This window comes from Rhodococcus sp. MT28, from assembly GCF_058792695.1.
The window spans coordinates 1-11,877 of the sequence record NZ_JBXAFD010000036.1 but is presented as its reverse complement, the minus strand read 5'-3'; the positions used below and the strand labels follow the sequence as shown (position 1 = coordinate 11,877).

10 protein-coding genes are annotated in these 11,877 nt (G+C 63.1%); 7 read left to right on the top strand and 3 right to left on the bottom strand.

Annotated elements, in window-relative coordinates; translation table 11 throughout:
- Window positions 1-48 precede the first annotated feature (48 nt).
- The 3 genes from AC1Q6C_RS32905 to AC1Q6C_RS32895 are packed head-to-tail and all read right to left on the bottom strand — an operon-like array spanning window position 49 to window position 2,850.
- Entirely contained in the window at window positions 49-861 is an 813-nt protein-coding gene (locus tag AC1Q6C_RS32905) for an AAA family ATPase (protein WP_045245673.1), read from the bottom strand.
- Complete coding sequence (locus AC1Q6C_RS32900) at window positions 861-2,246, bottom strand: TnsB C-terminal domain-containing protein (RefSeq protein ID WP_085370114.1); 1,386 nt, start codon at window positions 2,244-2,246, stop codon at window positions 861-863. The genes AC1Q6C_RS32905 and AC1Q6C_RS32900 overlap by 1 nt, the downstream gene beginning before the upstream one ends.
- Window positions 2,247-2,253: 7 nt before the next feature.
- Window positions 2,254-2,850: a recombinase family protein gene (locus AC1Q6C_RS32895; RefSeq protein WP_045245692.1), complete on the bottom strand. Its 597-nt coding sequence runs from the start codon at window positions 2,848-2,850 to the stop codon at window positions 2,254-2,256.
- 813 nt (window positions 2,851-3,663) lie between these two features.
- Between AC1Q6C_RS32895 and AC1Q6C_RS32890 the strand changes: the two genes are divergently transcribed.
- The 7 genes from AC1Q6C_RS32890 (at window position 3,664) to AC1Q6C_RS32860 (ending at window position 11,461) form a co-directional block, all read left to right on the top strand.
- Complete coding sequence (locus AC1Q6C_RS32890) at window positions 3,664-4,488, top strand: MurR/RpiR family transcriptional regulator (protein ID WP_045245721.1); 825 nt, start codon at window positions 3,664-3,666, stop codon at window positions 4,486-4,488.
- Between the two features lie 27 nt (window positions 4,489-4,515).
- Window positions 4,516-6,633: an outer membrane protein assembly factor BamB family protein gene (locus AC1Q6C_RS32885; protein ID WP_084603745.1), complete on the top strand. Its 2,118-nt coding sequence runs from the start codon at window positions 4,516-4,518 to the stop codon at window positions 6,631-6,633.
- Window positions 6,630-7,499 (top strand): carbohydrate ABC transporter permease, encoded by an 870-nt coding sequence (locus tag AC1Q6C_RS32880; RefSeq protein WP_045245719.1) that lies wholly within the window; start codon window positions 6,630-6,632, stop codon window positions 7,497-7,499. Before AC1Q6C_RS32885 ends, AC1Q6C_RS32880 begins: the two co-directional genes overlap by 4 nt.
- Window positions 7,500-7,549: 50 nt before the next feature.
- Window positions 7,550-8,341: a carbohydrate ABC transporter permease gene (locus AC1Q6C_RS32875; protein ID WP_228179087.1), complete on the top strand. Its 792-nt coding sequence runs from the start codon at window positions 7,550-7,552 to the stop codon at window positions 8,339-8,341.
- Window positions 8,342-8,422: 81 nt separating this feature from the next.
- Complete coding sequence (locus AC1Q6C_RS32870) at window positions 8,423-9,712, top strand: ABC transporter substrate-binding protein (protein WP_158505496.1); 1,290 nt, start codon at window positions 8,423-8,425, stop codon at window positions 9,710-9,712.
- 20 nt (window positions 9,713-9,732) lie between these two features.
- Window positions 9,733-10,806 carry an ABC transporter ATP-binding protein gene (locus AC1Q6C_RS32865; protein WP_045245710.1) on the top strand — a complete coding sequence of 358 codons (1,074 nt, stop codon included), beginning with the start codon at window positions 9,733-9,735 and terminating at the stop codon, window positions 10,804-10,806.
- Window positions 10,796-11,461 (top strand): HAD family hydrolase, encoded by a 666-nt coding sequence (locus tag AC1Q6C_RS32860; protein ID WP_045245711.1) that lies wholly within the window; start codon window positions 10,796-10,798, stop codon window positions 11,459-11,461. The genes AC1Q6C_RS32865 and AC1Q6C_RS32860 overlap by 11 nt, the downstream gene beginning before the upstream one ends.
- Window positions 11,462-11,877 lie beyond the last annotated feature (416 nt).

Here is an 11,877-nt window from a genome sequence, read left to right as displayed (position 1 = left end):
TGTGGAGTTTGCCGCTCTTTGGCGGTGTTCTGTGATCGCTTTGTGTCGCTAATTGCCGATGACGAGGATGCTGGCGGCGGCTTCGATGACGTCGTCGGTGATGGTGTCGAGCTGGTTGATCTTGAGTACCCGGTTGATCTGAGGGAAGAGCCGTTCGAGGAGGCGAAAGTTGCCTCGGGTGATGCGTTCGATCGCGGCGATGGCTTGCGCGTCGGTGAAGTCGTCAGGGTCGAGAGTCCTGCCGAGTCGCTTCCAGTGGCGATCGAGAACGAAGAGGAGCTCTTCACGGCCGAGGGCACGGTAGTGGTGTGAGAAGCCGAGGCGGCTGTAGAGCTGGGGGTAGTGGCGGAAGCGTTCGTCGACGCCGGGCATGCCGATCAGGATCATCGCGAGGTGGGTGCGGTCGTGCCGGTCCCGAAGAAGCTCCAGGGCGGTGGGGGTGAGCCGTTCGGCTTCGTCGATGATGAGCAGCTCGACGAGGCGAGTGACGTCGTTCTGCCTGACCACTTCCCCGTCGGGCATGAGGGAGCGGAGGTGCTCGTCGGCGCAGATCCCGACTTTGATCTGCCAGTGGTCGATGTCGTGCATGAGGTCCTTGGGCCGGCAGAGGACTTCGGGTGTGTAGAAGACGGTGCGGGATCGGTTCGCCAGGGCGTAGTGCTTGGCGTCGTGATCACCTCTCGGTCCCCATGCGTTGATATACGGCTCGAGTGCGTCCCAGTTCGCGTAGCGGCGGGCGGAGTTGGTCTTCCCGACGCCGGCGGCGCCGTGGCAAATCCCGATGGTCTTCTCCTTTCGGACGGCGTTGGCGAACTCGGTGAAGCGTCGGTGTTCTTTGGTGACGATGAATGCTTGGTTCATCACTCATCCTCTTCGTAGGTGCGCAACTTCGGCCGCCGTTTGCTGGGTTCGGGGGTGCGAAGTTCCTCGCGGGTGGCAACGATCGGGATGCGGTCGTTGATGGCTCGCCGCAGCTGCTTGCGGCGGGCGCGGCGGGCGGTTTCGATGTCGCGGAGGCTGAGGCGAAGGTTGGGGTGAGCTTCGTCGATGGCGGTGCAGAGAAACGTGTCGCGGTCGTAAACGCGGATCTCGGAGATGTCGCGGGGGTCGTACCGGATTGTGACGGTGTGACCGACGAACTGGGCGAGGGTTGGGGCGAGGTAGCGCTGGCCTTGGAAGTGGATGCCGTCGCGTTGAACGACCCGGTTCTTTGGAACAGTAAGGAGGAGCCCGTCGAGTTCTTGAAGGCTGTCGGGCATACGAGGCATCCAGCCGTCCGCGACCCACGCGTCTCGCGGTGAGATCCCCAGCTCGCTGTGGGTCCGGTCGTTGTAGGTGCCGATGAATTCGCTGATCGCGCGGTCGAGACCAGCGAGGTCCAGCAGGGGCGTTGGTGTTCGGCTGCCCGGTCCGAGGTGGCCAGGGAGCGTGGCCAGGAGTTCGGTGTTGATGGTTCCGAAGAACCGTTCGATCTTCCCTCGGCCCTGGGGCCGGCCGACGGTCGAGTGAATAATCCTGAAGTGCAGGGCGAGTGCGGTCTGCTCGAGGTGGTGGCTGATGAAGTCGGAGCCGTGGTCCACGTGCAGGATGTCGGGGATGCCGCACATCGCCCACGCCGGGTCAGTCTTCCGCCAGATCGCCTGCCGGAGAGCCAGGGCGGTGTTGATCGCTGAGGGTGCGCCGGTGAAGACCATGTATCCGCAGATGGCGCGGGAGTAGTCGTCCATGACCGTGGTGAGCCAGGGCCGGTCGGGTTTCCCGTTGGCGCCGACGATGAGGATGTCGAGTTCGGTGTGATCGGACTGCCATGTCTGGTTGGGGTGTTCTGCGCGGCGGCGGAACACGAGCTCGTGCTTGTCCCGGTACGAGACCGGCCCCTCAAGTGCCAGGGTGACAAGGGCCGGATCGAGTGCCTGAACGATCTGGCGAACGGTCGCGTAACTCGGCACCGGCAGTGCGTGAGCTTTCGCCTCCGCGGAGGCGAGCCGGTGCAGGGTGGCGATGCTTGGGCGTGGCCGGGTCAGCGCCAAACGTTCGATGAACGCGACCGTCTCCGATGAGGTTCGGCGGACACCCTTGTCGGTGCGAGGGTGAGGGTCGAGGGCTGCGACGCCGCCCGCGCGGTAGAGCTGGAGCCAGCGTTGCAGAGTTCGGACAGAGATCCCGGTCTCTCGAGCGAGGACGACGAGCGGGATCTGGTCTTCGACATGCAGCCGAAGAACACGCCACCGCTCCGCCGCATCCACGAGCCACCTACACGGTGGCGCTCTCGCGAGCCGCGAGGGCCTGTTGGTGACGGTACAGAGTCGCCCGGCTCCACCCAACGAGTTTCGCCGCCTCCTTCGCCGTGCGGCCTTTCGCCCTGGCCTCGGCGACGAGCTTGAGCTTGTCAGCAACGACGACGGGATCTGACAGGGGCCGGCCGAACTTGGTTCCGCCTTGCCGGGCTGCGGTGATCCCGGCGTTGACGCGTTCTGTGATCAGTTCGCGTTCGTACTCGGCCAAAGTGGCGAGCATGTTCAACATCAACCGGCCCGAGGTCGTCGAGGGGTCGATCCCATCCGAGATGCTTTTCACCTGCACGTCCTGCTCTCGGAGCAGCTTCACCGTGTTGAGCACATCGATCAGGGACCGTCCAAGCCGATCGACCCGCCAGACGACGACGGTGTCGCCGGGCTTGGTGTACTCGAGGAGCTTCTTCATCCCTGGGCGCGAGATCGCGGTCCGGCTGCCCGAGGTGACGTCGGCAAAAATGTCCCGCTCTTGGACGCCGGACTTGACGAGCGCATCGACTTGCAGTTTCGCGTCTTGGCTTCTGGTGCTGACCCGTGTGTACCCGAGATGTCTCACCGGGCCATTCTGCCTCAACAACTGCTAGCAGCGGCGGAGAAAAGACACTTTGCGGTAAGACATGTTTCCGAGACGCATCGCGCCCCGGAAATCCGCCACTCCTTCCCGCGGTCCGGGAGAGGGTTTGCGTGCCTCGGAAAGCTTTAGATTCCCGAGGCAGAGTGTCGGCCGGAAAAGTCGCCTTGCGCTTAGCGTGGCTGAAGGCGACCAATTTCGACGCTGAGTCAGGGTTCGCATCACGGAAGTTGTGCACCCTGACATTTAGGGCTTCCACACGTACGCCCATACGGTCAGACGCGCGGAGATCGCTACGATCACGGCGACGTCGGTAAGGGCCAGCCAGATATCGCTCGCGAACTTGCCGTCGTGATCATGCGACCGACCGCGCTGACTTTGACGAAACCGCTCAACCAACTGTGCAGCGTGTCGATCAGCACAAAGGTGTTTAGAAGGAACGTCAGCTGGAAGAGGATCAAGAATGAAATGCCCTGGGCGCTCGGTTCCGGGGTCTCGGTGTGTTGGGCGTGGCTGCGTTTTCGGAGCCCAGGACGGCTGCCTGGCCCCTCGGTACGGTGATCTTCACGGCCGGGTGACCAAAGATTTTGAATGTTCCTGCGCGACTACTGGCAACTCTGCGTTGGGATGATCAGAGGGGTGTCTCTGGAGTTTCTTTCCATGAACAGCGAGTATCTGGAAAGTTCATCCGCCGTTTGATTGGGTGTCACTGACCGGTCACGCGCGATTCTTAGCGTGAGCACCATGAATAGACAGCCTGAGACAGTGTCGAGGCTCTGACGCTCTGATGAGCAGCCGATCCTCGAGCAGATCCGTCGCGATTCGGCTGCGTTTTCGCCATCCGAGGCGCAGATCGCGCGAGTGGTGCGTGCTGACCCTCATTCGGTTATGACCTATTCGGTGACCGAACTGGCTCAGGTCTCTAGCACGTCCGTCGGCTCGGTAGTGCGGTTCTGCCAGCGCTTCGGCCTGCACGGATTTCAGGAATTCAAGCTGCTTCTCTCCCGCGAGACCGTCCTTCCCCAGCGCCCGGCCGCGACACACGACGACGATCCGGTTACCGCGACCGTGTTGGGGACCTTGCGCGAGAGTAGTGCTGCGCTTGAGGATGCTGCGGCGCATCTTGACCCGAGCACAGTCGTAGCTATTGTCACTGCGCTGGTGAAGGCACGTCGCGTGCGCTTCGCCGCGGTGGGCACTTCGGCCCCGCTCGCTTCAGACGCTGCCTACCGTTTCACGACACTTGGGCTCGACGCCGCGTTCACCCCTGACTTCATTGCCCAAGAGGTGATCGCCCGCGGCCTTGATGAGCGCGACGTCTGTTTCGTGATCAGCCACACGGGGTCAACGACGTCGACGCTGGACGTCGCCCGCACGGCCGTCAGGTCAAAGGCGGTCGTTGTCGGAATCACCAGCTTCCTCAGCTCACCGTTGGCTGAGTTCGCTGACCTCTTGCTCGTCGCGGGTAGCTCGGAGACACGCTATCGGGTCGAGGCCATGACTAGTCGAATCGTCCACCTGTCACTGATCGACGCCATTTACAGCGTCCTGGCTATGCAGCTCGAAGGCGCGCCCGAAGCGCGCGCCGCATCCGAGGCAGTCGTTAACTCTCACCGCATCTAACGGCCGAGAGACGCAGAGAGGGAAATTATGCAAGGCACCGTACTAAGTGATGCAGGCTCACCGATGCCAGGAGTCGTCGTCAGCGACGGCTTACGGGTCACTCGCACCGACGAGGATGGGCGATTTCGGATTGACCAGGTCCGCGGACCCGTGTTCATTACCCGGCCGGCTGGATGGCGGGTCGACCGATGGTACGTCGGCGCAAGCGCGATCGACCCGGTATTCACCCTCAGCCCAGCTCCGGTGCAGCTGCCCGTCCGTTTTGCACATCTCACAGACACCCACCTCGGCACGGGAGCCGGCTATCCCCAACCGGCCGAAATCGGGACCGGCGAACGCCTGTCGCAGGCCTTCCGCGAGATCGCCGCGGCTCATCCGGGACTCGAGGCCTTCGTCGTCACGGGAGACCTGACCGACCGTGGTCTGCCCGAAGAATTCGCAGCTTTCGTCGCTGCGACCGCAACGACCGAGTTGGCTGTCTACGCGATCCCGGGAAACCACGACCATCTCGTTCCGGATCCGACGGATCTGGTTAGCCGCAACGGCTATGCCATCCATTCCGGGGAGCCCAGGCATTACGAAGACTACCTGGGGCCCAGGTGGTATTCGTTTGATCTACCTGGCCTCCACGTCGTTGCCGTGGACTGGTTCACGCATGAACTCGGTCTAGACCACGAGACCCAGGACACCTGGCTACGCGCCGACCTTGAGATGCTCGCGACCGGGACTCCGTGGATCATGCTCTGTCACGACCAGCCGTGGCGCTCCATTCTCGACGGGCTGCCCAGTGCCCCGATCGCGACGTTCTCCGGCCACCGGCACACCTCCCGGGTCGTCGCGAGCGGCCCCACGCTGCACGTGAACACCCCTCCGGCCATGTTCGGCGGTGTAGACAACTCTCCGGCCACATATCGCATCGTTGTGTGGGACGGCGAGCGGATCACCACAGGGTCACACCAAACCTATCCTCCACAATCCGACACCCGTTCAGGTTGGGCCCGCACCACACAGGCACTCTGGAGCACATCGACCCCGGCGATTGGACAGCGCACACCTTTCATCGTTGCTGACGGTCGGGTGCTCGTACCGCTCGCGCTCGATGATGAGGCCCGCGGCGCGCTGGCCGCATACGACGCCTGCTCGGGAAAGCCCCTGTGGCAGGCCAGTCTTGACGCTCCGCTGCGTAGCGCGCCCGCGGGTGCCGGGACCGCGGCTATCATCAGCTCGACTGTGTCTGGAACGACGTGGGCGCACGACCCGAGCACGGGTGAGATGTTGTGGCAGCGGCCGACATCGGACCCGCTTCGGCGCTTTGGCTTCTACCCACCGACACTCGTCGACGGACTCGTTTTGGTTGGCGACCAGGCTGCACTCCGAGCCCTCGACCAGAGCACAGGCGAGATCGTGTGGGAGCGATCGGACATCGCCGCGTATCAGATCTTCATCACCCTCAGCGCCCCGGTAGTCGACCGATCGGGAGCGAACGGCAGCCTGACGACGGTGCTCTGGGCGGGGTTTCCCGAGCCGAGCACGCCCGTACGACTTGACCCGAAAACGGGCGAGACGATCGCGAACTCTAACGAGGTGGTGGCTGAAGGCTTGTTCGATGTCTTGACGAGCGGCGCCGGCCTGCCGATACGCACCCCCAGCGTTGACCCTGCAACGGGCGACCTGATCGCCACTGGACTGACGAATGTCTTCCGGCGTTCGGCGTCCGGTTCCGCAATACGCTGGTCGTACCCGACCTCAGTGCCGTGGAACCCTGTCGGGGTCAATCTCGGCAGCCACGGCGTGTTAGTCGTCGACGCCGGCGGCGCTGTCGCGATGCTCGACCCCGTCTCGGGCGAGCAGCTTTGGCGCACGGAAATTGCGGCCGACTCCGACGAGTGCTTCCTGACCTACCGGCGCAGTCCTCATCCGCTCTTCGCCCAGGCGACCACGGTGGGCGACCGGCTGCTGATCCCGGCGCTCGACGGTGACATCGTCACGCTAGACGCGCGCACGGGTGACGAGCTGGGCCGCTTCGCCACCGGAGTTCCGATCCTGGCTCCGCTGGTCGTGCACGACGGCACGGCCGTCGCGCTGCATCGTGACGGTCTTCTCGCGGCCTACCCGCTCGCCACGCTCGCGGGGGAACGCTTGTGAGGGGCATACGAATCGGCGGCTGGGCGCTTGCCCTGCCAGCGCTGATCCTGATCGGGCTCTTTCTGCTACTGCCCGGCGTTCTTGCGCTCGTGGGAAGCCTGTTCCAAATCGACCTCGGCGACCGAACTGTGTGGCGCTGGGCTGGGCTGCAGAACTACACGGCTCTCTTCTCCGACCCCGCGGTTGTCGAGTCGATCTGGAATACCGTGCTGTATTCAGCGATGACGATCATCCCGAGCCTGGTCCTCGGACTGGGCCTGGCCCTTCTGGTTGCCTCGTTTCGGCGGGCCAGGCCACTTCTTCAGGTGCTCCTATTCCTGCCCTTCGCCACCAACATGGTCGCGATGGCCGTGGTGTTCCGCTGGATTTTCGCTAACCGTGGCGGTTTTGTAAACGAGGCACTTGCGCTGGTCGGCCTAGCCCCGATCAACTTTCTTGGTGACTCCAGGTACGCGTTGATCACCGTGGCACTGGTTGGAATCTGGCGGCTGACGTCGTTTGTCATGATTTTCTATTTGGCAGGCTTGACGAGCATCCCGACGGCGCTCTACGAGGCATCCGCCGCCGATGGCCTCGGCCCGTGGTCGACGTTTCGTCGCGTAACACTGCCCCTGCTTCGACCGACGACCGTGTTTGCAACAGTCATGGCCGTTCTGCAGGCGGTGCAGGTGTTCGACACAGTCAACGTCCTCACCGGCGGGGGACCGCTCGGGGCTACGGAAACCATCCTGACCATGACCTGGCGACTCGGCTTTGTCTACTTCGACCTCGGTCAAGCGGCTGCAGTGTCAACACTGCTACTGGTCGTTCTCGTGCTCATTGGCGTGCTTCGCCGTCGAGCCTTCCTCGGAGACAAGGAACTCTAATGCGCACCACACACCGCACCCGACGTTTGATAGGCAGGAGCATTCAGATTGTGGCGGTCACCGTATTCGCCGCGATCTCGGTATTTCCCGTCGTCTGGATGTTTCGCATGTCGGTCTCTCCTGCCGACGAGGCCGTGCTCGATGGCTTGCAGCTGCTTCCCGAATCCCTAGACCTCGGCAACTTCACCCGCGCTTGGGACCAAGCGAACCTGGGCCAAGCCATGCTCAACGGCGCACTCGTCACCCTTGGCATCCTGGCCGCACAGCTCGTGACGGTCATACCCGCGGCATACGCCTTTGCCAAGCTGCGCTTCCGTGGCCGCGATGCTGCCTTCGCGATCGTGCTCGCGTGCCTCCTGATCCCCACCCAGGCCATCGCGCTTCCGCTCTATCTCGGAATCGGCTCGGTGGGGCTCGCAAACACCTTCGCCGCCCTCGTCCTGCCCTTCACAACGAGCGCCATCGGGATCTTCATGCTCAGGCAATACATGGTCACGATCCCCGACGCACTGCTCGAGGCCGCGAAGGCCGACGGCCTCGGCGTGTTCTCCACCCTGCTGCGTGTCGTCGTCCCGACGTCGATGCCATCGATCGCGGCCTTCTCGGTGCTGTCGATTTTTACGCACTGGAACGACTATCTGTGGCCCTTGTTGGTAGCGCGCGACAGCTCGCTCTACACACCTCCTCTCGCACTATCAGTGTTCCAACAGGCCGAGACAGGCACCTCCTACGGCGAACTTGCCGCGGCAGCCCTGCTCGTGACCCTGCCGATAGTGGTGCTGTTCATCGTGGCCCAACGCAAGTTCGTCAGCGGCATAGCCGGCGGCGAACTCCCGGGCTGACGTCCAACGCCTCGCAAATACCTCCCGTTATCCACCTCCTCACCACCTCTTCATTCCTCCGCACAGATTGTGAGTATCCCCATGCCCGTACCCAGAAGAGCTCTCGCCTTTGGCGCTGGCCTCATTGCCTCCACACTCGCCCTGACCGGCTGCTCGGCCGCCCAGGAGACCGCTCCGAGCGCGCAGGTCGACGTCAGCTCCTGCGATCCGAGCGGCGTCACCATTTCCGCCCAATACGCCAGCCAAGGTCAAGCCGCCGCCGAGCTTGGCAAGGAGACGCTGGAGAAGAAGTACTCAGGCCTAACCGTCAACCTCAAGGCTGCTCCCGAGGGCACCAGCTACGACGAACTCACGCAGCAGGTCGTCGCTGACATCGCCGCTGGATCCCGTCCCGACGTGATCATGCTTGGCCTGGACCAACTCAAATTCTGGGTGGAGAAATACAGCCCACAGGCGATTGACACTGATTCGCTCCGCGACAGTTACGACCGGGACTATCTCAGCGTCGGCACGGTCGACGGTACGACTTACGTCGCTCCTTTCCAGATCTCGGTGCCCGTGCTCTACACGAACACCACCCTCGCCGAGTCCGCTGGCATCGACGCACTGCCGACCACCCACTCTGAAGTCCTCGAGGACGCGCGTGCCATCCAGGAAAAGACGGACGTCTCCACCCCGATCCAGATCCCTCGTGACAACATCGCCTGGTGGTTTGTCCAGGCCTTCGTCGGCAGTGGTGGCGGCACGTTCGTAAACAAGGACGGCACCGCGGGCTTCGACAGCGAGGAAGGGCGGGCAGCGCTCAAGATTTATCAGACCATCGGCGACGAAAAGCTCGAAGACCAGGTGAGCTGGCAAGACTCGATCGCCCAGTTCACGCAGGGAAACGTGGCCTACTTCTTTGCCACGCCCGCCGTGGGCGCGAGCGTGGCTGCCAGCATCGGCGACTCGTTCGACTGGACTATCTCGGACATGCCGATCCCTGACGGCGGCACCGCGAAGCTCCCCGCGGGTGGTAACGGCTGGATGGTGCTCTCCGACGATGCCTGCCGGGCTGCGTTCAGCAACGAGCTGATCGGCGCCATGCTCGACCCTGAGGTCATCCTGACGAGCTCGCTGGCCAATAGCTACATCCCGGTCGACACCGAGGCCAAAGCCGAACTGCTCCAGCGCCCCGAGGCCGACGGCCCGCTCGGCTACGCCTGGCGATACGAGGGCACCCCGGTTGCCGGATCTGGCTGGGCTGGCGAAAACCTTGGACGCACCAACCAGTACCTGCAGGACATGGTGCAGTCGATGGTCGACCAGGGCGAAGACGTCAACGACGTCGTTCCCAGCACCGCCGATCGCATCAGCGCACTCACGAAGTAAACAAACAAAGGAGCACGAACATGTCTGCTGAGGTTTCCCTTCGCCATCTAGTCAAACAATTCGGCGGCGTAACCGCGGTCAACGACGTCTCAATCGAGGTCGCCGCCGGTGAATCCCTCGTCATCCTCGGGCCCTCTGGATCGGGGAAGTCCACCCTGCTTCGCATTGTGGCTGGACTCGAGGCGCTTGACTCCGGCGACGTGCTAATCGGAGGGAAACCCCAGCAGAATCTCCCGCCCCACGAACGCGATGTAGCCATCGTCTTCCAGCACTTCGCGCTCTACCCCCACATGAGCGCGCTCGAGAACATCACCCTCGGCCTTCGGCACGGCCTGGGTCTGGATCGTGCCGCGGCGCGTCAGCGAGGTCTGGAGTTCGCGAAGCGGATGGATATCGAGGATCTACTCGACCGTAAACCCCGGCAAATGTCGGGGGGCCAGCGGCAGCGAGTCGCCCTCGCCCGAGCTCTCGCCCGGCAGGCTCGCTTGGTGCTACTCGACGAGCCCCTGTCCGGGCTCGATGCCCAGCTGCACATCGCGCTGCGCCAGGAAATCGCCGATCTGATGCGGACGACGGGGGCGACGTCGATCCACGTCACGCATGACCAGAGCGATGCCATGGCCTTGGCCGACCGGATTGCCGTGATCAACAAGGGATGCTTCGAGCAGATTGGCACGCCCGATGAAATCTATAACGAGCCGGCGACGGTGTTCGTTGCGGGCTTCATAGGGTCTCCTCCGATGAATCTTCTCCCTGGAACGGCAGTCGATGGCGGCTACCGCACTATCTTCGGTGACGTTGAGGAGCGCACCACCGCCCGAGAGGTGAGGGTCGGAGTGCGTCCGGAGCACGTGCGAATCGACAGCACGGGCCGGTACCATGCGACTGCCATTGTGCACACCACTATCTTCGAAGGTTCCACCCGGATCCTGGAGGTCACGGTCGGCGATGTCAGACTCGCAGTCCGTACCGACCAGAGCGTGCGCGTGCGTCGAGGCGACTCCGTGTCGCTGAGCTTCGGCGACGAGGACGCGCAGCTCTTCGACGCTGAGACCGGCCGCCGCATCGAGCGATCGCTATCGCGTGTCCGCTGAGTCCGGAGGCGCCCTGCTCTGGGACCTCGACGGGACCCTGATCGACAGCGAGCAACGATGGGCGGCCGTCTGCTGGGAGATCGCTGAGGAATCGGGTATTAAAGAGTGGAGGCCGTCACCGGTGGATATCTCCGGTCGTGCTATCCCGATGCTGGCAGGCATGCTGAGGGAACGCGGAGCGGCAGGCACGCTAGGCTCGCTCACCTCGGCACTTACTGAACGGATGCGAACCCTGAATCGCCAGGACGGAGTCCTGTGGCGGCCTGGGGCTCTAGAAATGCTCGAGACTGCGCACCAGAATGGCGTCCGGCAGGCTCTGGTGACGATGTCGCTCGAGATGAATGTCATCGACATCCTGGAACAGCTACCACGACCCTATTTCGCTCAAATCGTGACGGCGAACATGGTGACCAGGCACAAGCCAGCCCCCGATCCGTACGTGCTCGCCCTCAAACGGCTGGATCTGCCCACATCCGGCTCGGTCGCCATCGAGGATTCTCCCGCCGGGCTGCGCAGCGCCTGCGATGCGGGTTTGAACGTGATAGCTGTACCCTGCTCTGGCGCGATCGCGCCGAGTGACGACTACCAAATCTGGGAAACGCTTGCCGCGCGCGGCCTGCCCGACCTCGTGGCCGCGGGACTCGCCGTAGGCTGAGTAGCCACAGCGGAAGCAGATTCCAACATCGGCCCTGCTTTGCTCCACCAGTTCCCGTCGTGCTGAAGAGATGCCTGCTCGTAAATCGACCTTCGGTCGTTCATGTCGTTCGAATTCCAAAAGCAGTGTCAGCGTTCGTCTCGAACTAATTTATCAAGATAGATGATTCTCGGCGCTCGACGCGCTCGCCCGCGAATCATCACCGAAAGCCCAATACGCAATGCCCGAAGCCTCATGCACAGCGGACAGACAGCGGCCGAGGTCTTACGCAGCCTCGGAAGATTCAGAGCGACGTTCTATCGCCCGGCGCCTTGGCTGGGACTTCTGCCGGGTTCAGTCGCGGTTGATGACTCCCTGGTAGCCGATGACGCCAAATAGCGATCACAGAACGCCGCCAATTATTGTTCAAGTCCACA

What these genes read in the sequence shown, in the direction of transcription:
- AC1Q6C_RS32865 (WP_045245710.1), top strand. Translation starts at nt 9,733, where the DNA reads ATGTCTGCTGAGGTTTCCCTTCGCCATCTAGTCAAACAATTCGGCGGC.
- AC1Q6C_RS32870 (WP_158505496.1), top strand. Translation starts at nt 8,423, where the DNA reads ATGCCCGTACCCAGAAGAGCTCTCGCCTTTGGCGCTGGCCTCATTGCC.
- AC1Q6C_RS32905 (WP_045245673.1), bottom strand. Translation starts at nt 861, where the DNA reads ATGAACCAAGCATTCATCGTCACCAAAGAACACCGACGCTTCACCGAG.
- AC1Q6C_RS32885 (WP_084603745.1), top strand. Translation starts at nt 4,516, where the DNA reads ATGCAAGGCACCGTACTAAGTGATGCAGGCTCACCGATGCCAGGAGTC.